General features: G+C 45.0%; 20 protein-coding genes. 15 read left to right on the top strand and 5 right to left on the bottom strand.

Annotated features, from left to right (window positions below; all coding sequences use genetic code 11):
* Positions 1 to 8 precede the first annotated feature (8 nt).
* The 5 genes from R8806_RS05910 (at position 9) to pbpC (ending at position 6,694) form a co-directional block, all read left to right on the top strand.
* The gene (locus R8806_RS05910; RefSeq protein ID WP_124316580.1) at positions 9 to 1,358 is read left to right on the top strand and encodes a YihY/virulence factor BrkB family protein; all 1,350 of its coding nucleotides are present in this window, start codon (positions 9 to 11) and stop codon (positions 1,356 to 1,358) included.
* Positions 1,359 to 1,443: 85 nt separating this feature from the next.
* On the top strand, positions 1,444 to 1,821 hold the full coding sequence (locus R8806_RS05905) for an START-like domain-containing protein (protein ID WP_118258286.1): 378 nt from the start codon (positions 1,444 to 1,446) through the stop codon (positions 1,819 to 1,821).
* 77 nt (positions 1,822 to 1,898) lie between these two features.
* Positions 1,899 to 3,356, top strand: a complete 1,458-nt coding sequence (locus tag R8806_RS05900) for an LptF/LptG family permease (RefSeq protein WP_124316579.1) — start codon at positions 1,899 to 1,901, stop codon at positions 3,354 to 3,356.
* On the top strand, positions 3,343 to 4,305 hold the full coding sequence (fmt, locus tag R8806_RS05895) for a methionyl-tRNA formyltransferase (protein ID WP_183312866.1): 963 nt from the start codon (positions 3,343 to 3,345) through the stop codon (positions 4,303 to 4,305). The genes R8806_RS05900 and fmt overlap by 14 nt, the downstream gene beginning before the upstream one ends.
* Positions 4,306 to 4,336: 31 nt before the next feature.
* Positions 4,337 to 6,694 carry a penicillin-binding protein 1C gene (gene pbpC, locus R8806_RS05890; protein ID WP_221230311.1) on the top strand — a complete coding sequence of 786 codons (2,358 nt, stop codon included), beginning with the start codon at positions 4,337 to 4,339 and terminating at the stop codon, positions 6,692 to 6,694.
* A 1-nt stretch (position 6,695) separates the two neighbouring features.
* Here pbpC and R8806_RS05885 read toward each other — a convergent pair whose 3' ends face one another.
* The 3 genes from R8806_RS05885 to R8806_RS05875 all read right to left on the bottom strand — a co-directional run bounded on the left by R8806_RS05885 (position 6,696) and on the right by R8806_RS05875 (position 9,592).
* A complete protein-coding gene (locus R8806_RS05885; RefSeq protein WP_124316577.1) occupies positions 6,696 to 7,418 on the bottom strand; it encodes a hypothetical protein in 723 nt (240 codons plus the stop codon).
* Between the two features lie 37 nt (positions 7,419 to 7,455).
* Positions 7,456 to 8,625, bottom strand: a complete 1,170-nt coding sequence (locus tag R8806_RS05880) for an ATP-binding protein (RefSeq protein ID WP_124316576.1) — start codon at positions 8,623 to 8,625, stop codon at positions 7,456 to 7,458.
* Between the two features lie 211 nt (positions 8,626 to 8,836).
* Positions 8,837 to 9,592 carry an SDR family oxidoreductase gene (locus R8806_RS05875; protein ID WP_124318302.1) on the bottom strand — a complete coding sequence of 252 codons (756 nt, stop codon included), beginning with the start codon at positions 9,590 to 9,592 and terminating at the stop codon, positions 8,837 to 8,839.
* Positions 9,593 to 9,755: 163 nt separating this feature from the next.
* Here R8806_RS05875 and R8806_RS05870 point away from each other — a divergent pair, with 163 nt between their 5' ends.
* From R8806_RS05870 to R8806_RS05835, 8 genes are all read left to right on the top strand, one after another.
* Positions 9,756 to 11,300, top strand: coding sequence for an NAD(P)/FAD-dependent oxidoreductase (locus R8806_RS05870; RefSeq protein ID WP_151411766.1), 1,545 nt, complete (start codon positions 9,756 to 9,758; stop codon positions 11,298 to 11,300).
* A 145-nt stretch (positions 11,301 to 11,445) separates the two neighbouring features.
* Positions 11,446 to 11,715: an HU family DNA-binding protein gene (locus R8806_RS05865; RefSeq protein WP_087420520.1), complete on the top strand. Its 270-nt coding sequence runs from the start codon at positions 11,446 to 11,448 to the stop codon at positions 11,713 to 11,715.
* Positions 11,716 to 11,914: 199 nt separating this feature from the next.
* A complete protein-coding gene (locus R8806_RS05860; RefSeq protein ID WP_118302113.1) occupies positions 11,915 to 12,589 on the top strand; it encodes a TrmH family RNA methyltransferase in 675 nt (224 codons plus the stop codon).
* Between the two features lie 3 nt (positions 12,590 to 12,592).
* On the top strand, positions 12,593 to 13,450 hold the full coding sequence (locus tag R8806_RS05855) for a hypothetical protein (protein WP_124317769.1): 858 nt from the start codon (positions 12,593 to 12,595) through the stop codon (positions 13,448 to 13,450).
* The gene (locus R8806_RS05850; protein ID WP_124317770.1) at positions 13,447 to 15,351 is read left to right on the top strand and encodes a dipeptidyl-peptidase 3 family protein; all 1,905 of its coding nucleotides are present in this window, start codon (positions 13,447 to 13,449) and stop codon (positions 15,349 to 15,351) included. Before R8806_RS05855 ends, R8806_RS05850 begins: the two co-directional genes overlap by 4 nt.
* Before the next feature lie 11 nt (positions 15,352 to 15,362).
* Entirely contained in the window at positions 15,363 to 17,429 is a 2,067-nt protein-coding gene (locus R8806_RS05845) for a cation:proton antiporter domain-containing protein (protein ID WP_164719826.1), read from the top strand.
* Between the two features lie 201 nt (positions 17,430 to 17,630).
* Complete coding sequence (locus R8806_RS05840; protein ID WP_229782924.1) at positions 17,631 to 18,335, top strand: hemerythrin domain-containing protein; 705 nt, start codon at positions 17,631 to 17,633, stop codon at positions 18,333 to 18,335.
* Entirely contained in the window at positions 18,322 to 18,930 is a 609-nt protein-coding gene (locus tag R8806_RS05835) for a response regulator transcription factor (protein ID WP_087420514.1), read from the top strand. Before R8806_RS05840 ends, R8806_RS05835 begins: the two co-directional genes overlap by 14 nt.
* 538 nt (positions 18,931 to 19,468) lie before the next feature.
* Here R8806_RS05835 and R8806_RS05830 read toward each other — a convergent pair.
* Positions 19,469 to 20,668, bottom strand: coding sequence for an MFS transporter (locus R8806_RS05830; RefSeq protein ID WP_124317819.1), 1,200 nt, complete (start codon positions 20,666 to 20,668; stop codon positions 19,469 to 19,471).
* Positions 20,669 to 20,818: 150 nt separating this feature from the next.
* Between R8806_RS05830 and R8806_RS05825 the strand changes: the two genes are divergently transcribed.
* Positions 20,819 to 21,655 carry a PepSY-like domain-containing protein gene (locus R8806_RS05825; RefSeq protein ID WP_124317818.1) on the top strand — a complete coding sequence of 279 codons (837 nt, stop codon included), beginning with the start codon at positions 20,819 to 20,821 and terminating at the stop codon, positions 21,653 to 21,655.
* Positions 21,656 to 21,944: 289 nt separating this feature from the next.
* Positions 21,945 to 22,535, top strand: a complete 591-nt coding sequence (locus R8806_RS05820; RefSeq protein WP_124317817.1) for an RNA polymerase sigma-70 factor — start codon at positions 21,945 to 21,947, stop codon at positions 22,533 to 22,535.
* Here R8806_RS05820 and R8806_RS05815 read toward each other — a convergent pair.
* Positions 22,519 to 23,703 (bottom strand): ATP-binding protein, encoded by a 1,185-nt coding sequence (locus R8806_RS05815; protein WP_124317816.1) that lies wholly within the window; start codon positions 23,701 to 23,703, stop codon positions 22,519 to 22,521. The genes R8806_RS05820 and R8806_RS05815 overlap by 17 nt on opposite strands.
* Positions 23,704 to 23,728: the final 25 nt, after the last annotated feature.

Here is a 23,728-nt window from a genome sequence, read left to right as displayed (position 1 = left end):
AAAGGGATATGAATAGATTGAAAGAGCATAAGGGGATAAGTCTGTTGCTTCGATATAAAAAAGAGATGCTCCGTCGTATGGATTGTCTGTTGGATTTGGATTATCATTACATGGTTTTGCGCAGGGATTATGGGAATCGTTTCGTGATCACGGAGTTCTTGCAGAAGGCGTTGTCTATTGTGGTGGTTTCTTTCAATCGTTTTATCAAGGATGCGTGTACGATTTCGGCATCGGCACTCACGTTTTATTCGATCCTGTCGTTTATCCCGTTGATGGCGCTGGCTTTCGCTTTGGCTGCCGGATTTGGCGCCCGCGAGGCTTTGGAGAAGGAGTTTATGTTGCAATTGGGCGATAACCAAGAGTTTGCCGGGCAGTTGCTGGGGTATGTCACGAAAGCGATTGATCATGCCAAGGGCGGGGTGATCACGGGGGTTGGTATCGTGATTTTGCTTTGGTCGGTGATTAAGGTGTTGAATAGTACCGAAATGACGATGAACCGTATCTGGGGGGTGCGAAAGGGAAGGAGTTTACGGCGGATGTTCACGGATTATTTCTCGATTATCTTTATTGCCCCGATACTGATGATTCTCGTGAGTAGTCTGAATTTGTTCATGACAAGTTCCGGCTGGCAGGAGAATTTTCCGTTGATCAGTTCTTTCCTGCAAGTTTTGATCAAGTTGTTGCCTTATATGCTGGTGTGGATGCTGTTTATCTTCCTCTATATGTTCATGCCGGCGACCCCGGTGAAGTTCAAGCACGCTTTCGTGGCGGCGATGATTGCCGGGACGGTTTACCAGATCATTCAATGGTTTTACATCCGTTTCCAGATCGGCATGAGTTCTTACAGTGCCATATACGGTACGCTGGCCGCTTTGCCGTTGTTGTTGGTGTGGTTGCAGTTGAGCTGGAGTGTCGTGTTGTGGGGGACGGAATTGTGCTATATTTTCCGGAACAGGCATTTCATGTACAAGAACGAATTGTTCGGGGATACGGCTTGGATGGAGACGTTGGAATGTGCGCTGAAAATTATGAAATTCGTGGCTCGGGTGTACGTGAATGGTGGAGGGGGACCTAGTTTGGGGATGATTAACAAGGAATTGAAGATTAATACTGGGAAATTACGTATCGTGTTGCAAGAACTGGTGGATTTGCATATTCTGGTAGAGGCGAAGGAAGAGGATGATTACTTCTATTACCCGGCCTCGGATTTGCACACGATGTCGGTGGGAGATATTATCATTCGTTTTTCCCGAGTAGATGAAAGCCGGGATGAAGTCTGGAAAAAACAATTCAAGGAAACCGTGTTGTCCGGTTTTGCCGGCGATCGGTTGATTGAGGATTCTGAGGTTCAGCAATAATAGGAATGTGTTCATCTTAAAGTCTCGTTTTTTCTTGTATATCCGGTAAAATTTTTATATATTGTCGAGCAAATTGAAATGAAGTATGAGGAAAAGAATCGATTTAGAGTACATTTTCTCATCGTCGGTAACAATATTGTTCTCCCGTCTAAGTTCTGCTCCCGGTTTGGCGGAGTGGTTTTCCGATGATGTGAAACATGATGGAAATATCTTCACGTTTGTGTGGGATGGTATTGGTGAAGAAGCGGAGTTAGTGGATATGAAGAAAAATTCTTACGTGCGCTTCAAGTGGCTGGATGCGGACGATGAGGAAGAATTTTTTGAATTTTCGCTCCACGTAGAGCCTTTGACGGAGGAGGTCGCTTTGATCATCACGGATTTTGTGGATGCTGATGAAGAGGGGGATGCCATTGAATTGTGGAATAAACAGGTCGAAATGTTACATCGCACGGTTGGTGGATAAAGTTTTTTTCTATCTTTGTGGATTCGTTTATCACGAGTAAAGTAGAAAAATAAGAAAACCAATATAAGGTGCTAAAGATGAAGAAGCTCCACCTGTTTATGCTTAAAAGCTTTGTCGGTCCTTTCGTGGCCACTTTTTTTATCAGTATGTTCGTCTTGATCATGCAGTTTTTGTGGCGATATATTGATGATCTGGTGGGAAAAGGACTGGAAGGCCATGTTATTTCAGAATTACTTTTTTACGTGTCTTTGACACTGGTGCCGATGGGATTGCCGTTGGCAGTGTTGTTGGCTTCCATCATGACATTCGGTAGTCTGGGGGAGAATTACGAGTTAACGGCGTTGAAAGCGGCGGGTATTTCCCTGTACCGGATTATGAAACCGTTGATCGTGCTGATCGTTATTTTCACGATTGCGGCCTTCTTTTTTTCCAATAATGTTCTTCCTTACGCTAACTTGAAGGCGAGTAGCTTATTGTACGATATAAAACGACAGAAACCGGAATTATCCTTGAAGGAGGGAGTGTTTATCAATGATATAGAAGGGTATAGTATTAAGGTGGATAAGATCGACAAGAAGTCGGGTATGATGTACAATATGTTGATTTACAATCACACGGATCGAAGGGGTAATTACGAGATGACGATTGCGGATTCCGGTATCATGGAGGCAGACCCGACGGGGCGTTTCATGGAGGTGGAGTTGTATCACGGTTACACGTACACGGACGAGGGATTGAAGTCGAATAATAATAAAACCTATCCTTTCCGGCGCGTGCAGTTTGACAAACAGTATTTTATTATCCCGTTGGGTGATAAGGATTTGCAGCGTACGGATGAAGACTTGTTCAAGAATAGCTACGGGATGTTGAATATAGCCCAGCTGGATAGTACGGTTTCGGCCCTGTCCCTACGATTGGATGGCCGGAAACAAAGAAAAGCGCACGATATGCTCCGGGAGAATTACGTGAAGAAGCAGGAGAGAAACCCCAAGCGGGATAGCGTGATTCGTGAAGAGACGAGAGGGGTTGTCAGGAATCTGGATAGTCTTTACCGGACTTTTGACGTGGAGGAACGGAAAAACACGATTGACCAAGCCGTGCAGCTTGCCCGGGGGGCTCAAACGAGTCACATGAATGATTTATCTATCAATAAACGGGACGAAGAGGCCGTTCGTAAATATAATATCGAATGGCACAGAAAGTTTACTTTGTCATTTGCTTGTTTTATTTTCTTCTTTATCGGGGCCCCGTTGGGGGGGATCATCCGTAAGGGAGGATTGGGAGCGCCAGTAGTTGTTTCGATTTTCCTGTTTATCGTGTATTATATTATCTGGATGATGGGGGAACGAGCGGCCCGGGAAGGGGTGCTGGAACCTTGGCAAGGAATGTGGATTTCTTCCGTGATTCTGTTGCCGTTGGGGGCTGTCTTGACTTACACGGCCATGACGGATTCGGCTGTCATGAGTAGTGAATCGTATACTAATTTCATCAAGAAGATCATCGGTTTCTTTAAAAAGAAAGATAAAAATGCGTGAATTGAGAATCGTGTACATGGGAACACCGGATTTTGCGGTGTATCCGTTACAGAAGTTGCTGGAGGCCGGACACAAGGTCGTGGCTGTCGTGACCAATCCGGATAAACCGGCGGGGAGGGGACAAAAGATTCAAGAGTCTCCTGTGAAGAAGTTTGCCATGGAGAAGAGGATTCCCGTGTTGCAGCCGGAGCGTTTCCGGGATGAACGGTTTTTGGAGGAGTTGAGGGCTTTTCAAGCGGATTTGCAGCTCGTGGTGGCATTTAAGATGTTGCCGGAGGTGGTTTGGAATATGCCCCCGTTGGGAACGGTAAATTTACACGCATCACTGTTGCCGGATTACCGGGGTGCAGCCCCGATCAATTGGGCGGTGATGAACGGGGAGACTTGTAGCGGGGTGACGACTTTTCTTTTGAAACACGAGATTGATACCGGGAATTTGATTTTCCAAGAACGGGTGGAGATCGGACCGAACATGACGGCCGGGGAGTTGCATGATCAATTGATGTACACGGGCGCCGATTTGCTGGTGAAAACGGTGGAGGCTATGGCTGTCGGTGATTACCCGTTGCAGGATCAGGGCGGGTTGCTGGCCGGACGTGAACCGAAACACGCACCTAAAATATTCAAGGAGGATATGAAGGTGGATTGGTCACTAGGGGTGGACGCTATTTTTAATCATATACGAGGACTTTCACCTTTTCCGACGGCGTGGACCGAGTTCCGAAACAAGAAGAACGGGGAAATTGTGTCATTGAAGATTTTCGAGACGGAGCGAATCGTGAAAGATCATGGGAAAGAAGTGGGTCTGTCAACGGATAATAAAACTTACTTGGACGTGTTGGTAAAGGGGGGAGTCATTCGGATAAAAGAGTTGCAGTTGTCCGGGAAAAAGCGGATGAAGACGGAAGAGTTCCTGCGGGGATTTCATATAGAGGATTACTCTCTGTAATCAAGTTATTATGCGTGTCGGGAGAGAAACTATGCGAAGGCCGATCCTTAGGTTAGGGATCGGGGGGAGTGTGTTGCTTGCCTTGGTGATAGGGTGGTGGTATTTTCTACCAACCCCGTTGTTTACAGTGCCTTATTCTACCGTGATTTTGGATAAGGAGGGGGAGATTATGGGTATGACGGTGGCGAGTGACGGGCAGTACCGGGTGTCGGGCAGGGGGCGCCTTTCCATGAAGTATATGGCCGCTTTACTGTGTTTCGAGGATAAGCGGTTTTTGACTCACTCCGGGGTGGACCCGCTAGCGGTGGGACGGGCGTTGTGGTTGAACGTGCGGAGTGGTTCGGTGGTGAGTGGCGGGAGTACGTTGACGATGCAGGTGATTCGGCTGTCACGTGACAACCCACCCCGGACGATTCCGGAGAAGATATTGGAAATGTTGCTGGCGATTCGTCTGGAACAGAGTTACACGAAATGGGAGATTCTGAATATGTACGTGGACCACGCCCCTTTTGGTGGGAATATCGTGGGAATACAGGCGGCTTCGTTGAAATATTTTAATCGTCAGCCGGATGAACTGAGCTGGGCCGAGGCGGCATTGCTTGCCGTGTTGCCGAATGCCCCGGCTTTGATGTACCCGGGAAAGAATATGCCCGGTTTGAAAGGAAAGCGGGATGCATTGTTGCGTGAACTTTATGAACAGGGATATTTTGAGCAAGGGGATCTGGAAATGGCGATGGCGGAACCTTTACCGGAACAGGTGTATAGTCCGGAGTGTATCGCACCTCATTTGCTGGCAAGAGCTTACGGGCAGCGTCGGGGGAAGATCAGCCAGACGTTTATTGATTCCCGATTGCAAGAACAGGTGAACGGGATTGTAAGGCGGCATATTGATGTGTTAAAACACAATCATATCTATAATGCAGCCGTGTTGGTTGCACATATCCCGACCGGACAGGTACGGGCTTACGTGGGAAACGGGCCTAAGGTGCGTGATGACGGGGGAAATCAAGTGGATATTATCACGTCGAACCGTAGTTCGGGGAGTATTTTGAAACCGGCGTTGTACGCGCTGATGCAGCAATCCGGGTATATCTTGCCGGGGACGATCGTGTCGGACGTTCCGTCCCGTTTCGGGGGATATGTTCCCTCGAATTTTAACAAGGATTTCCAAGGGATTGTCCCTGCCGACAGGGCGTTGTCAATGTCTTTGAATATTCCTTTCGTGCGTTTGTTGCGGGAGTATGGGGTGGAGCATTTCTATGATGATTTGAAAAAGATGGGGATTACGACGTTAAATCGGAAGGCGGAGAATTACGGGTTAAGCTTGATTTTGGGAGGAGCCGAGTGTAAGTTGTGGGATTTGTGTAATATGTACGGGGGGATGGCTTCCATTTTGAGGCACTATAACGAGTGTGACGGGACGAGTTTTAACCACGAGTTTCGACGTTTACGACTTTGGGAAGGTGAACAGGTGGATAGTGTCGAGGTGCAGAATAACGTGGTCAATGCCGCGGCGGTATGGCTTACACTCAAGGCTTTGCAAGATGTGGAACGACCGGATTTGGAGTCAGGATGGAAGAATTTTGCCTCTTCGATGAATCTTTCTTGGAAGACGGGAACGAGTTTCGGTTTCCGGGATGCTTGGGCGGTGGGGGTGAATCCGGAGTACGTGATTGGCGTGTGGGTTGGTAATGCGGATGGTGAGGGACGTCCCGGGCTGATCGGGGTACGGGCTGCGGCACCGATTTTGTTTGAGGTGGCCTCTCTGGTGAGGACAGATGCTCGTTTCTATATGCCGAAGGAGGAGTTGTCCGCGGTTGCTGTTTGTCGTAAGAGTGGGTATCGGGCATCTTCAATATGCCCGGAAATAGATACCGTTTATGTTGCCCGTGCCGGGGAGAAAACAGAGGTTTGTCCTTACCATCGATTGGTGAATCTTGATCGGACGGGTAAATTCCGGGTGGATTCGGAATGTGAATCCGTGTCACGCATGAGGATTGAACCTTGGTTCGTGCTGTCTCCCGTGCAGGAGTGGTATTATGCCCGCACACATTCGGATTACAAGAAATTACCACCTTATCGTGCCGATTGCCAGCGGGGACAGGATGATGTGATGGAAATGATTTACCCGCAGTGGGGATTGCGGGTGTTTATACCCAAAGATTTAGGGGGAGTGGTACGTGGTGTTGTATTTGAAATGGCTCATCGGGAGCCTTCCACGTTGGTGTACTGGCATATCGATGATCAATTCTTGGGAACTACCCGTTATCATCACCAGTTAGAGGTAAATGTGGCCCCCGGACGACATACGCTTTATCTCGTGGATGCGAAGGGAAATTCACTACGGCAGAGTTTTGTTGTCGTGGATGGGGAAAAGGATTATAAATGAATTAATGTTTGTCGGGTTTTAGAAAGTCATTTTTGCTGATCTTGGTGCGATGTTTTTCTTTATCACCGGATTTTACGACAATAGTTACCGAATCTTTCCATTGCTGAAGGTTTACAAGTGATGAAATATCACATGATACGGTTCCGTAGTCGGTCTGAGTTTTTGACCAATCATCGGGAGTATTCGGATTGTAGTAAAGTTGCAATTTCAGTGAATCTTGGGTTTGTTCTTGAGGGTCATATACTAAATTGATTTTACCTTGAATTTTCTCTCCGGTTACCGAGTTCACCGTGGAGAAACCTGCATGTAGATCGAAATAACCATGATACCCATAGCCTACACCTAATAATGATGGTAATTGACAATTCTCGGCTATGTTAGTATTATTGGCCTCCTCTTTGCTAATTGGGTGAATTATCTCGTATTTTGACCATGTGACGACATGGGCATTGTTGATAAACTTTTCATCGTTTGCGGAGGTTTCCCAGTCTTCCTCGTTATAATAAAAGCCGAAATAGCCTCTTTCCGCATCAGCGAGATTTTGGTCGTATGAGATTACCAGTCCCCCGCCATCCAGATAGCAATAGAAACCATTTGTCGTGTCCCCGATAATCGTGGCAACACACATGAAACCTCTTGAGCCGTCATCTTTGTTGTCATTGCAACTAGAGCCTATTACTAGACATATAAATAGGGTAATGGTAGTCAGCAAATTTGTATTCATACATAATTGATTATAATGCAGCAAATATAGTAAAATTTTAGTACGTCATTCCAAAATGCCAGAGTGGAATGATGTTCATGTACCCGAATTCAATATCATCTTTTACAACAAAGCTGTTTTCAATATTTTGAATCTGTTTTTGCTTTTTGTTCTTTCCCCCGACTTCAAACGTGATGTCATTGATCAGGAAGTCGGATGCGGGGGATGCAATAACGTCAGCAATGACTCTGGTTTGATTAAAAAAGAATGTTTCCCGGATATTGCCGATATTCGAATTCTCGTGTGCTAGATTGTAAATTAAATTCGTGTTATCCAAATAAATTTTGTTTACTTTTCCTAATCCTCGAACACCGCCGGTGGCATCACGTAGTTGTGAAATAAGTCCGGCTTCTTCAATGTACAGGCAATAATCGGCTATATTATTACGACTGGCTCCCAACATTTCCGCAATGCTACTTAGGTTGGGTTTAAACGGGACACTTTTCGCTATGATCGCTAATAATTGTTTTAGCTTTCGGCCCGTGGATACATTCATATCCGCGTACAGGGGAATATCGGATTCCAGCGTTTGGTTGATGATCTGTCGTAAACGCTGATCGTATGTGTCTTCTAGGGCAAATGGATAGTAACCTCGTTTCAGGTAATCCTGAAAAAGGGGCAGGGGATGTATTGATTCCGGAATTTCCACCTTGTGGGTGATGATGTCCTGTAAACCGTAGATGTCGGTTGAGATTTGATGGAATAGTTGCAAGTATTCTCGGAAAGAAAGTCCCTGCATTTGGTACATGATGGCTCTTCGACTCAGATCGGAAACTCCTTTATTGATGTCTAGTATCGAGGACCCGGTAAATATGATTTTTAATTCCGGGTGGTAATCATAGATTAGTTTTAATTCTTTCGACCAATTTTTATACTTGTGAATTTCATCGATAAACAAGTGTTTACCGCCTACTTTCGTGTATGAATCGGCCAAGTCTAGAAGTTTATGGTCTGCAAAGTAGAAATCTTCAGCAGTGACGTACAATGCCGTATTGGGATTCAAATTCTCTTTGATATATTGGAGTATCAGGGTGGTTTTACCAACACCTCTTGGTCCGGTTATACCGATCATTCGGCTATTCCAATTTATTTGGGAATAAATATATCGGTGGAAGTCGGTCTTTGTTTCCTGAAGTAGCTTGTTAAAATGTTCCAATAATTTTTCCATATCACGTTCCTTTTCCACAAAGATAATAAAAAATGCACTGCAAGAGTGCATTTTTATCTAAATTTTGCACTGTGAGAGTGCATTTTCTTTTTAGTTTGGATCTCAACGGGACTGTTTAAAAAGTCTTATCCAGTAAAGCTACCCCCTCCAGCTCCCCCTTACACAGGGGGAGAGCTGATTACCAATCGATTTTCCCTTTTGAATACTCTTGTTATTTTCTGTTCACGTCTCTGGAACTAGCTTGAGCGGTAGGCATAATCTGAATATCGTTCAAACAGATGTGAGCCGGGCGGGTCACGGCAAACACGATCGTGTCGGCGATGTCTTCTCCCGTGAGGGGGGTAACACCCTTGTACACGTTGTCTGCGGCTTGTTGGTCACCTTTGTAGCGCACTACGGAGAATTCGGTTTCAACCATTCCCGGAGCGATGTTGGTTACCTTGATGTTGTGTTTCAACATATCAATGCGCATGGCTTTGGAAAGGGCGTCCACGGCGTGTTTGGTGGCACAATACACGTTCCCGCCGGGGTAAACTTCCTTACCTGCCACGGAGGCGATGTTGACGATATGTCCTTTTTCATTTTTGATCATCAAGGGGGCTACTTCGTGGGTGATGTAAAGAAGGCCTTTCACGTTGGTGTCGATCATGCGTTCCCAATCATCTAAAATCCCATCTTGGATAGGAGAAGTTCCCACGGCAAGACCTGCATTATTGACTAAAATATCTATATTTTGCCATTCTGCCGGTAGGTTGCTGATTGCGTTGTGGACTTCCTGTTGGTTACGAACATCGAATTGAAGAGCCAGTACTTGAATGCCTTTTGCCTTTAATTCGTCTTCCAGTGCGGTCAGACGATCGCCCCGGCGTCCGGTGATAATGAGGTTATACCCGATTTCGGCCAATTTGGTCGCTGTTGCCTTTCCGATACCGGAAGTGGCCCCTGTGATTAACGCTATCTTGTTCATAGTAATTATTGTTTAAATCTGTCGTGCGAAGGTATGATTTTTTTCTTATTTTCGCACGAAATAATAGTTGCAAGTTACAGGTTACAAGTTGCAGGTTAATTACCGAACAAATAATTTTGAACTTGTAACTTGTAACCTGTAACGTGGCGAAGCCACCATATTTATGTATAAAGAGATAGAATTGAGAATTACGCCGGAAGAGGCACATGATCGGGAGATTGTCAATGAGCTGTTGGCAAGGAGGTTGCACGTGGGTCAGGAGAGAATCGTGCATGTGGAAATTTTGCGAAGATCAATAGACGCCCGTCAACGCAGGGTTGTTATTCAACTGAAAGTTGGTGTTCATCTGGATCGGGTGGAACAGAAGGAACGGGTATTTACTCCCCAATACCGGGATGTTTCGTCTGCCGGGACGGTGGTCGTGGTGGGTGCCGGGCCGGCTGGTTTGTTTGCGGCTTTGCGTTTGATCGAGTTGGGGAAAAGACCGATTGTTTTGGAGAGAGGGAAATGCGTGGAAGAGCGGAAACAAGATCTGAATCGTTTGTACAAAACCGGGGTAGCGAATGAAGATTCGAATTACGGTTTCGGGGAAGGAGGGGCCGGGACTTTCTCGGATGGTAAATTGTTTACCCGCTCGAAGAAACGGGGGAACGTGGATCGTATTTTGGAAATTCTGGTCTATCACGGGGCGAATCCTAATATATTGATTGATGCACACCCGCATATTGGTACGGATAAATTACCCCAAGTGATTGTAAATATGCGTAAGACTATCGAGAAGTATGGTGGGGAAGTACGTTTTAATAGTCGGGTGAGGGATATTATTATAGAGCAGAACCGGGTGAAAGGAGTGGTGACGGGTGATGAGGAGATTCGGGCAGAACACGTTATTCTTGCCACAGGGCATTCGGCCCGTGACGTGTACCGGATGTTACAGGCACGGTCCGTGTTGATGCTGCCGAAGGATTTTGCCGTGGGTCTTCGACTGGAACATCCGCAAGAGTTAATTGACCAGATTCAGTACCATAACCCGCAAGGGCGGGGAGATTTTCTACCTGCGGCCGAGTATAGTTTCGTGACGAATGTGGATGGACGAGGGGTATACTCATTTTGTATGTGTCCCGGAGGGGTGGTCGTTCCGGCTTGCACGGGACCGGAACAACAAGTGGTGAACGGTATGTCTGCATCCGGTAGAAACACGGCATGGGCAAATTCGGCCATGGTAACCTCGATTGGGAAGAGTGAATTGACTGGAATGAGGTACAAGGGGTTATTTGCCGGGTTGGAATTTCAAGAGGATTTGGAGCGGGCATCTTGGGAACAGGGAGGGAAGAACTTGTATGCTCCGGCTCAACGATTAACTCACTTTCTGAGAGGACATTTAAGTGAAAATTTACCAAGAAGTTCTTATAAACCGGGGATACGGGCAACTTCTTTTCAGGAATGGTTACCCGAAGTCGTTTACCAGCGTCTTTGTGGAGGGTTGGAGCAGTTCGGGAAAAAGGCCCGGGGGTTTATCACGGAGGATGCCCTTCTGTTGGGCGTGGAGAGTCGTACTTCTTCTCCATTGAGGATTCCGAGAGAAACAGAAAAGATGATGCATCCGGAAATTATCGGGTTGTATCCTTGTGGAGAAGGAGCCGGATATGCTGGGGGAATTGTCTCGGCCGCGATGGATGGAGAAGGCTGTGCAGAGGCTATTTGTTAAGAAACAAGAAGGGGACGGACAGGTTATAACCGAATGTGTTAAAGTGACTTCGTTTTTTTGTTAAAAAATTTGCATTCATCAATAAAATATCTACATTTGCGAATGTATAAAGAATTTATTAGTTCTAATCCTAAAACTGTCTATTATGAATAAAGCTCAATTAATTGACGCAATTGCTGAAAAAGCTGGTTTGTCAAAAGCAGATTCTAAAAAAGCATTAGAGGCTTTTGTAGCTACGATCGGAGAATCTTTGAAGAAAGATGAGAAAGTGGCATTGGTTGGTTTCGGATCTTTCTCTGTATCTGAAAGAAGTGCAAGAGCAGGTAGAAATCCGCAAACCGGGAAAACAATCCAAATTCCGGCAAAGAAGGTGGTGAGATTTAAAGCTGGTGCTGAATTGGAAGGCCAACTATAATTACCATTTAAGAGATTTAAAGGGGGGTGTTTTGAGACACCCTTTTTTTGTTCATCATCAAATTGATTTGGTGATGAACAAGTTGCAAGTTACAGGTTTCCCGGTTGCAAGTTGTGAAAACTGGAGCGAAATGAACTTGTAACCTGCAACTTGTGAACTTGTAACTTTTAACGTGACGAAGTCACCTTAAAATAGCATTATGCATACTGTAAGAGAGCAGGTTGAGTATCTGAGTGAGTTTGTGACGGATTACAAGAATGATTTGTTTCGTCGGTTAATCGCGGAACGAACGAGTTATGTCACGATGGTACTTGAGGATTTTTACCAGCAACATAATTGTAGTGCCGTGTTGCGTTCGTGCGATTGTTTCGGGATTCAGAACGTGCATGTGATTGAAAATATGAATTCTTTCACGGATAATTCCGAGATTTCTATGGGAGCTGCCGACTGGTTGACCGTTCATCGGCATCGGAAGAGAGAGAATAACACGGTGGAGACGATTGAGATGTTGAAATCACAGGGGTACCGGATCGTGGCGACAACTCCGCATGAACGAGATACTTTTATTGATGATATTGACCTTTACAAGGGAAAGATGGCTTTTTTCATGGGAACGGAGCTGACGGGATTGTCGGATGACGTGTTGTCGAGAGCCGACGAATTTGTGAAAGTACCCATGTATGGTTTTACGGAGAGTTATAACGTGAGCGTGTGTGCCGCTTTACTGATGTATAGCGTGGTACAGCGTTTGCGGCAAACAGATATAGACTGGCATTTACCGGAGGAGGAACGTTACGAAGTGTTATTTGCTTGGTACAAGCGTTCGATCAAGGCTTCGGCTCAGATATTGGAAAGGTTTAATCATAACGAGTGAGAGATGTATTATTTGAAATGTAAACATTGTAATCACCTGAACGAGGTGAAGTCCGAGTATTTGGTGGTATGTGGTTTGTGTAACCGGAAACTGGAGGATAATTATAAGGATTGGAAAGTGAAACACCCGGAGAAGTCATTCGAGGATTTCCAGCGAGAGGTTTGTTTGACGGAGGAACAGGTGAAGAAGGGAAATATGATGAAACCGACCGGGAAGAAAGGGAATAAGAAAGGTTTGATTGCCGGGAGCATCGGGGGAATACTGGTTATATTGATGGTTGCGCTTGTCATAAACGGGATGAAGGATAGTTATGATGCGTTGTATGGAGATGATGATATCCCGGTGTTGGAACAGCAATGGTACACTGGAACATATGCGGGAGGGGTGTCCCTTGCCACGCCCAAGGCGATGAAGTCCGCGGGGTCCATGATCAATAAGTTGCCGGAAGAAGTGCGTCCTTTGATTAAAGAGATACAAACTTTTAGTTATAAAGGGAACGGTTTGGAGTTTATGTATTTATATACCGAGTACACGCCTGAAGTCGGACAGGTTGATTTGGAGGGGGCTGTAAACGGGGGATTGAATCAGTTGAAGAGTCAGCCGGGAGTGTTCGATCTGAAAAATGATATTGCTTACGTGGAGGAGGGTGATTTGAGTGGGGTCGTTATGCAGGGAACATACGTGCAAAGAGGGACGGAATATGAATTTAAGATTACTTTATACACGACCGGATTGAAACTTTATCAATTTATTTCGAGTAATAAGAAAGGAGATGACACGGCCAGAGGTGTTGTGCGTCGAATATATGATTCGTTGAAAATCAGCGGACATGGAACATCAGAAACAGGAGGTGCAGAATGAAAGAACAAGTGTATTTATTAGAACAATTTGACGATATAAAGATATTGCGTTACGATGTCCCCGCTTTTGAGGGATTGTCCTTGCGGGAAAAGTTATTTGTTTATTACTTGAGCCGGGCGGCTTTGGCCGGAAGAGATATTCTCTGGGATCAGAATAATAAATACAATCTTCGGGTCCGGGAGGCATTGGAAAGTATTCTTCGGGCATATCAAGGAAACCGGGAGACGGAAGAGTTTCAGGCTTTTCTGGTGTACGCTAAAAAAGTGTTTTTTGCTAACGGGGTACATCATCATTACTCGATGGAAAAGTTTACCCCTTCCTTTACTCCCGAATATTTTAAGTCACTTCTTCGGGAAGTGGGAGCGGAACAGTTGTACGGGGAAGTGGAACGTGTTATTTTTGATCCGAAATATATGGCGAAGCGGGTGGTTCTGGACGAGGGGAAGGATCTGGTGCAGGCGTCTGCCAATCATTATTACGAGGGGGTGACACAAGAAGAGGTGGAGAAATTCTACGGGGAGAAGAAAAAAGAGAATGCGTTGCTTTCTTGGGGATTAAATTCTACGTTGGTACGTGATGAAAAAGGTCAGTTGCAAGAGCAGGTTTGGTTTGCCGGGGGAAAATACGGGAAAGAAATTCGTCGTATCGTGGAATATTTGAAGAAAGCTGCGGAATATGCTTGTAACGAGCACCAGCGAGAGGTGATTGAATTATTGATCCAGTATTACGAGACGGGTGATTTATCCTTGTTTGACCGCTACTCTATTGAATGGGTGAAGGAGGTGGCAGCCCCGATAGATTTTATCAACGGTTTTATTGAAGTGTATGGAGATCCGTTAGCGTACAAGGCCAGTTGGGAATCCGTGGTTCAGATTATGGATGAAGAGGCCTGCAAGCGTACACGTAAATTGGCGGATAATGCTATGTGGTTTGAACGGAATGCACCGATTGATGAGCGTTTCAAGAAGAGTGAGGTGGTGGGTATTACGGCGAGAGTGGTACAGGCTGCCATGCTGGGAGGGGATTGCCATCCGGCAACTCCGATCGGGATTAATTTGCCGAATGCCGAATGGATCCGGGAGCGTTATGGCAGTAAGTCGGTAACACTGGATAATATCACGTACGCGTACGACCGGGCTTCACTGAATTCCGGGGTACTGGATGAGTTTGCCTATTCGGACGAGGAAAAGGAACTGGTGAGAACGTACGGGTATATCGGGGGAAACGTGCATACCGATTTGCATGAATGTCTGGGACACGGTTCCGGAAAGATGCTACCGGGCGTGGGACAGGAGGCGTTGAAAAATTATTATTCCACGATAGAAGAGGCTCGTGCGGACTTGTTCGCATTGTATTACGTGATGGACCCGAAACTGGTGGAGTTGGGGGTAATTCCCTCGCTGGAGGTGGCAAAGAGCGAGTATTGCAATTATATCCGCAACGGTTTGATGGTTCAGTTGACCCGGGTGAAGTTGGGAAATAATCTGGAAGAGTCACACATGCGTAATCGCCAGTTGATTGCCTCTTGGGTTTACGAAAAAGGCAAAGCGGCTAACGTGATCGAGCGGGTAAGTCGGGATGGAAAGACGTATTTCACGATCCGGGATTACGAGGCTTTGCGGAAACTGTTCGGGAGATTATTGGCCGAGGTGCAACGGGTGAAGTCGGAAGGTGATTTCGAGGGGGCTAGGAATTTGATCGAGAATTACGGGGTACGGATTGATCCCGTGTTGCATCAGGAAGTGCTGGAACGTTATCAAAAACTGAACGTGGCTCCATATGCCGGGTTTGTTAATCCGAAGTATAGATTGGTGGAGGAAGAGGGAAAAGTAGTTGATGTGAAAATAGAATACCCGACAGATTTTCTGGCACAGATGCTGGAATACGGGGATAATAAATAATAATGATGTTTATGTTGCAAATGACACTGGCCGCGATAACCCTGCCGTTGACGGACCCGGTTTTGAAGTTCCTGTTGATTTTGGTAATTATCTTGGCGGCTCCTTTATTGTTGAATAAGTTGAGGATTCCCCATTTGTTGGGATTGATTATTGCCGGGGCAATTATCGGGCCGAATGGTTTTAACTTGGTACTACGGGATAGTAGTATTATCCTTTCGGGAACAGCCGGGCTTTTATATATCATGTTCTTGGCGGGGCTGGAGATTGATCTGGGGGATTTTAAAAAGAATAAATGGAAGAGTTTGACCTTCGGGATGTACACTTTTTTGGTGCCGATGGCCTTGGGAACGCTTGTCGGGCTTTACGTGTTGAATTTCTCCATGTTGACTTCCATATTGCTGGCGAGTATGTTTGCCTCCCACACGTTGATTGCTTACCCGATTATCAGTAAACTGGGGATCACGAAGGATAAGGCCGTGGGAATTACCGTGGGAGGGACGATGATCACGGATACTTTGGCGCTGTTGGTGTTGACGGTGATCGTGGAGATGGCCGTGGGGGATGTGGATGATTGGTTTTGGTACAGGCTGGGGGCGGCAATTATCCTCTTTTTTGCTTTCGTGATGATCGTGTTCCCGATCGTGGGACGTTGGTTTTTCAAACGGTGTGAGGATAACGTGTCACAATATATATTCGTGCTGGTCATGGTTTTCTTGGGGGCTTACTTGGCGGAATTGGCCGGACTGGAGTCTATTATCGGGGCTTTCCTTGCGGGGATGGCGTTGAACCGTCTGATTCCTTCGACTTCTCCTTTGATGAACCGGGTGGAGTTCGTGGGGAATGCGATCTTTATTCCTTTCTTCTTGATAGGGGTGGGAATGTTGATCGACTACCGGGCGTTCTTTACCAATTGGGACACGATTAAAGTGGGGGCGGTGATGATCGTGGTGGCTACCGTGGCTAAATTCGTGGCGGCTTGGCTCACGCAGAAGACGTTCCGGATGTCGGTGGACCAGCGGCGGGTGATTTTCGGATTGAGTAATGCACAGGCAGCGGCAACTTTGGCAGCCGTGATGGTGGGGTATAACGTGATTCTAGGAGAGACCCCGGCGGGAGAACCGATTCGTCTGTTGAACGAGAGCGTGTTGAACGGTACGATTTTGATGATTCTGGTCACTTGCACGATGGCATCTTTCTCCGCGCAGAAAGGGGCGCATAATATCGCGATGAATGACGTGTCGGAAGAGAAAGAGGGAACTGGGGAACATCAGGAACGCATCCTGATTCCGGTGTCCTACGAGAAGAACGTGACCGAGCTGGTGAATTTGAGTACGGCAATCAAGTCGAAGAAGAATAAGAACGGGCTTTTTGCCTTGAACGTGATCAACAATCAGGCATCGGACGATAAGGCCTTCAAACAATCCAAAAAGGTGCTGAATATGGCCGTCACGACGGCTTCGGCCACGGATAACGTGTTACAGGATTTGTTGCGGTACGATCTGAACGTGGCGAATGCCATTATCAGCGTGATTAAAGAGCAGGGTATCACGGATTTGGTTTTGGGATTACATCAGGGAAAAGGTGTCGTGTCCTCCTTCTTGGGGAATATGACCGAGGCGATTCTGGGGCAGAGTAACGTGACTACATTAATTTATCGCCCCATACAACCTATTGCCACGGTGAAACGTCATCTGGTGGTGGTTCCGGCCCGGGCGGAAAAAGAGGTCGGATTCCCGATGTGGGTGAATAAGGTATGGAATATTATCCACAATTCGGGTGCGAAGGCCGTGTTCTACGCATCAGAAGACACGATGGTGTACTTGAAGGAGATGTATAAAAAAAGGCCGATCGAGGCAGAATTTTCGTCCTTTGATGATTGGGATGATTTCTTGATCATGTCCCGGGAAATAAAGAGTGACGATACGTTGTGGGTGGTGATGAGTCGTCGGGAACGGCTGTCCTATCATGCCAATATGAGTAGGATTCCCAATTATTTGAACAAGTATTTCCAATCCAATAGTTTCGTGTTGGTTTACCCGATACAGGCGGGAGAGACGAATAATCGGTATTTGGTATAGTTGAAAAGTAAAATTTAACACGCTGTCCACTCCCTATAATTGGGGAGTGGACAGCGTGTTTTTACCCGATTTTGAGGATGTAGGTTTTCAGGATGTATTTGTAATTTTGAAAGCTTGAAATATCATAAATAATTCTATAAACTAATGAATAAACTTGGTGTTGAGTCAATTATTTCCAATATTTGCGGTAAAAATAAGGATATGAATTCACATCTATTTTCCGCGGATATGAAACTGGCGGACGTCATTCATGCCGATTATTCACTGTTGTTACTGTTGCATCGGTTTGGAATAAATCTGGGATTCGGGGATAAAACAGTCCGGGAATGTTGCGAGGCGAATCATGTTTCGTGTACGTTATTCCTGATGATTTGTAACGTGTACAGCAACGAGCAATACTTGCCGACGGAGAAAGAGATCGAGGGAATAGGGACGGACGTGGACCAGTTGATTGCTTACTTGAAAAATTCTCATTCTTATTACTTGGAAAACCGGATGCTTTCCATACAAGAACAGTTAAAGGAAATTTCCGAAGGGTGCGAACAGCAACATCAGCAAATATTGAATCTTTTTTTCAATGAATACAAGAATGAGGTGATTCGTCATTTTGATTACGAGGAAGTGACGGTCTTCCCTTATATCTCCAATATGGTGAAAGGCGCTCGTCCGGGAGATTACGAGATCGGGGTGTTCCGGGAGAATCATAGTAATATTGATGATAAACTGAATGACTTGAAGAATATCATCATGAAATATTTGCCGGGAGATACTTTATCGGATATGCGGATCCGGGTGTTATTCGGGATCTTTGCCTTGGAAGAGGATTTGAGTAAACATTCTTTGATTGAGGATAAAATACTTATTCCTTTAGTAATGAAATTAGAGCAACGGTATGCAAAACAATAATAAAAGTTACAAGATTGTTATTATTGAGCCGTCAATGATTATTTCAACCGGACTGAGGAAGTTGATCGAAATGAGGAATGAGTTTGAGGTGGTAGCGGTTATTGCCGATTGTTTTCATTGTCTGGAGAGGATTAATCATTTGAATCCGGATATTATCATCATTAACCCCTCGGCCGTGGAGCTGAAAAAACGGCAGCATCTGGAAGAGTTGTTTGAAGGGGTGAAGGATACGGCTTTCGTGGCGTTAGTTTACCAGTATATCGATCCTGAGATTCTGAAACAATATCACACGACGATTGATATTGCCGATGATGGTGATAAGATTGCCCAGAAGTTACTACATTCAATCGACGCGTTAAGTGCCCCGGCTGATTTGCTTGATAAGAACGAACTCTCCGAACGGGAGAAAGAGATTTTGATTTCCCTCGCGAAAGGGAAGATTAACAAGGAGATCGCGGATTTGCATCATATATCGGTACACACCGTGATTACTCACCGGAAAAATATCATCCGGAAAACCGGGATAAAGTCTGTTTCCGGGCTTACTGTATATGCTATTTTGAACAATCTCATCGATATTAATGAGGTGGAGTGATATTTTGATTGAAATATCCCCATTATAAGGGATTGCGGGAAAGGGTGGAATTGTTGATCTTTGTAATGTTAATAATAATATGATTTTTTTCTTTTCAACGTAAGCCATTGAAAGAATTTTGCCAAAAAAGACTGTTTAGCTATAAAAGTTATTCAGTCTTTTTTTATTGGGGGAGTCCCCGTGCGTCCCCTTGGGATTTTGGGGGTATGAAAGCTGCATACCCGTGGTTGAAGGAATATTCTAGGCTTGCTAAATCTAAAATAATTTAAAATATGGTTATTAAATGATCATTAAATTCTTATCATATTGTTAGCCGCTCCCATTCCGCTCCCATTCCTCCCCTATTCCTCTCCTATCATAATAATGAAATATTGTAGAGTTATAGGATATGTTAACATTCGGATAGATGTATAATAGTAACTTGATCACGTGAATATAGCTCTATCCGATAGAAACTTTACCCGACGATTGATTTTGCGAGGATAAAACCTCGCCTCTCCCTGCGGTTTGCATGGGCGAGAACGGATGGTCACCTTTGTTAGTTTTCCATCAATTTCGAGCCTTTATAAGCGATGGCGTACAGGATGAACGTGAGTAGAATCAATCCGGCGATAAACCATTGCCAACCGAAGTGGTCGAGAACGACCCCGGTGGCTGATCCCCAAACACTGGACCCCATGTAATAGAACAGGAGGTAGATGGAGATGGTGACCGAACGTTTTTGGAGGTTGTAGTCACTGACGATTCGGTTACAGATCACGTGTACCACGAAGAAATTAAACGTGAAAATGGCCAGTCCGAGCGTGACGATCCAGAAGTTGTTAATGTAAAGCAAAAGCAATCCTGCCACGGAAAGGGCGATGATTGTTTTCAGTATTTTGAAGTGGTTGTACAATGCTGTCAATTTTGCCGTGGCGATCGAGCCGAATACCCCGAACAGGTACATGAAATAGATATAGTGAATCAAGTACGGGGAGAAGTTAAACGGTTCTTTTATCAGATAAAAACCGAGGTAGTTGTACAGGCTCACGAATATCCCTAACATGAGGGAGCCGATCAGATAGAAGGGGATCAGTTTCACGGAGACGATCAAGTGAAGGTTGGAAACGATCAATGATTTGAAATTTTCCCGTTTGGGCTTGAAATTGACAGAACGGGGACTGAATATCAGGAATGATATGGCAAATAAGGCACATAGTACACCTATGGAGACGGAGGCGATGCGCCACGAGAATTCACTACTGAGGTAAGAAGAAATTACTCGTCCACCCATTCCCCCCAAGGCGTTTCCGGCAATGTAGAGTCCGGTAATTTTTCCTTTATTCCGGGGTTGAACTTCTTCAGATATGTAAGCCAGTGACACGGAAGTGGCTCCCGATAGCAAGAATCCTTTCAGGGCGCTTAATGCAACCAACAAGAAGAAGGAGGGCGAATAAGAGCAGATCACCGAAAAGACGGCCGACGATAATAGCGCCGCGCTAATCAGTTTCTTCCTTGAAATCGAGTCTGCCACGAACATTGCCGTGAACAGTCCTACTACCATTCCCAGCGTGGAGAATGATATGGCCAGACTACTGTAGCTGGCTGATAATCCAAACTCTTGAGCCAGATCGGGCAAGAGAGGCTGGAAATAGTATAACTGGGCAAAACAAGAGAACCCGGACAAGAAGACACAAATGGAGATCTTGCGGTCCTTGGTCATATTCTCCGGTGTGATAATTACTTGACTTGTATTCATGACTTTTCTTTATCCGGTGCAAAAGTACGTATTCTATGAGCAGGTTATTCTTTCGCGGAGAAGTTTTTCATCGGAAACTTTCTTTTCTTTTTCTCGTTAGAATGAGTATCAGAAAATAAGATTGTTAAACAGATAAATTTGAGAAAGATTATGAGAGGAAGGATTTTAATGGTGACGCTATGGATGGCATCATTGTTTGTTTTTGCCGCTTGTCATGATGACGACGACGATGATGATAAGGGGTACACCCCCGGAAAGAGTGTCGTGGCCGCTTTTGAGGCGAAGTTCCCGAATGCCGTGGCCGTGAGCTGGGAGAAAAAAGGAGAGTATGAAAAGGCGGAGTTTCATCAAAACGGGCAGGAAGTGGATGCTTGGTTTGATGCATCCGGAAAATGGATGATGACGGAGACGGACGTTCTGTTTGCCAATCTCCCCACGGAGGTGAAGACGGGTTTCAACGAGAGCATATATAGCGCTTGGCAAGTGGAAGATGCCGACGTGCTGGAACGGTTGAATATGCCCACGGTTTACCGCTTGGAGATCGAGAAGGGAAACGAGGAAATGTTGATTTATTTCAATGAAAAAGGGGAGCTGGTGAAGGAGGTAAATGAAGAGGCTTCCACGTTACCGACGGCCGTGAGTAGTTTCATTACCCAGCAGTACCCGAAGGCCTTGGTTGTTACGCTTGATCGTTGGCAGGATGGTATGTTGGAAGTCGGTATTCTGGATGGCAGTTTGGTAAAAGAAGTTTTGTTTGACCGGAATAACGGTTGGATGAAGACTTCTTGGCCGGTGTTGAAGGCCGATGTACCTCAGGTGGTGCTTGATGTGTTGAAGGGCGAGGCGTATAACAGTTTTTCCATTGCCAGCGTGCAATACATAGAATACGCTTCCGGTAGTGACGTTTACCATTTTGTTTTGCAGAAAGAGCATTCGATGGATATAAGTGTAGAAATTGATCCTCAAGGGAATTTGGTTTTAGATTGATACTATATTTTATGGGAAGAGGGCTGTCCCAAAAGTCATTTTATTTCAAAAAACTCCTCCGTCACTTCGTGCCACCTCCTCTATAAACAGAGGAGGAGCTGGTGACTCTTCCCGAAGACAGGGAGTATTCCAGCTCTTCCTCTGTTTATAGAGGGAGTACCCCGCAGGGGGGGAGGGAGTTTGAAAAATGCCTTTGGGGGACAGCCCATGTTGTTTTATTTTAAAATTTAGGATAAAATCGTACATTATTGTAATATAATTGTTTATTTTGTGGAATCAATCTATGTGAATGAATCGATCAGAAGAAATATTGGCCGCATTGAAAAAGGGAGAAAAGAGTGCGTTTCAGGCTTTTTTCTCGGAGTATTATGAAGTGCTGGTATTGTTTGCCACGGGGATATTGAAAGACGTGGATGCTGCCGAGGATGTGGTGCAGGATTGTTTCGTGAATGTTTGGGAAAATCGCCATTTTGAAAAGCTGGCGGACGGGTTGGATCGTTATATGTTTCATCTGGTAAAGAATGCCGCGTTAAATGATCTTCGAGGGACTCAACGTCGGGAGTTACGACATGAAAAGGTCATGGCGGAAATGGCCTCTGAGAATGAAAACAGGGGAGAAGGTGAGCTACATGAAATGGAAATTCTGTATGCAGCTATAAATCAGCTGCCCCTTGAACGTCGTCGGGTTTTTATGATGATCTGTGCCGAAGGCATGAAGTATCAGGATGTTGCGGATTCGTTGGGTGTCAGTATTAATACCGTGCGAACGCAAATGGGACGCTCTATGAAATTTCTTCGGGAAAAATTGAAAGATCAGGTGTTCTCTTCTTTGCTTTGTTTCTGGTTGAAGGTGAAGAAACAATTTAAAACAATTCGATAGGGTTTATTTTTAGAAAATCAGCATACGGAATCCCGCCTGTGCCTACGAGTAATACCTTTTCCGGATGAAATTTTTGGGCAAAAACGCTCATGCCGGTATTATCGGAATGTATGCCGCTTTTTACTTCTAGGGCTATCGTTTTATTTCCTTTTTCCATGATAAAGTCAACTTCTTCATTTCCTTCTCTCCAATAATAGAGATTGTACCGTTCGGATATAGAATAATTAATCAAATGGGCTCCCACGGAGGATTCCACTAAACGACCCCACTCTTTTGGATTTACACGTATCTCTTGAAATGTCGTGCCGTTTTGAGCTGTTAAAAGGGCGTTGTTGTGGACTTGGAATTTTGGAGAAGATGAACGTTTACGAATGACATTTCCGGCATATTTTTCTAATCCGCTTAAAAGTCCGCAATCAGAAAGTAATTTAAGATAGTTGGCTAACGTTGTTACATTACCGGCGTCTTGTAGTTGTCCTATAATTTTCGTGAACGATAAAATTTGTCCTGAATACAATGAACCCAATTCAAATAATTGTTTTAATAATGCCGGTTTGTCAACACGGGTGAGCATTAGAATATCTTTGGAGATACTTGTTTCAATAAGTGCATCATTGATGTAGTTTTTCCAGCGATTTTCTTCTTCAATTAAAGATGCTGATCCCGGATAGCCGCCGAAATATACGTATTGTTCAACGCCCCATCCGAAAGCAGCCTGCATTTCGAGATAAGACCAATGTCCTAGATACAAAGTTTCGAATCTTCCTGTTAATGATTCTGTGAGTCCTTTTTGTATCAGAAGTCGTGATGATCCCAGTAATATAACTTTAATGTTTGTTCGTTCCCGGGAATCTTGATCCCATTGTTGTTTGATTACTTCACTCCAATTGTTGATTTTTTGGATTTCATCAATGACTAATAAATATTCATCTGTTTTACTGACCTTCATTTGCAATCGGGCTGTTTCCCAAACCTGTAATAGCCAAGTTGAGTTGGTTGCGGATATCGCATCAGCTGATTCAAACGTGTAAGGTATATTTATTTGTGATAACAATTGTGTCATCATGGTTGTTTTACCTACTTGTCTGGGGCCTAATATAACCTGAATGAATTTTCTTGGTTCATTAATTCTTTTCTTAATAGTCTGTAAATGAATTCTTTCAAACATAGGTAACTAATTTACTCAATATCTT

Origin of the sequence: Butyricimonas faecihominis (genome assembly GCF_033096445.1) — a bacterium.
Classification (GTDB): Bacteria; Bacteroidota; Bacteroidia; order Bacteroidales; family Marinifilaceae; genus Butyricimonas; species Butyricimonas faecihominis.
This window is presented reverse-complemented; position numbering and strand designations above follow the sequence as displayed.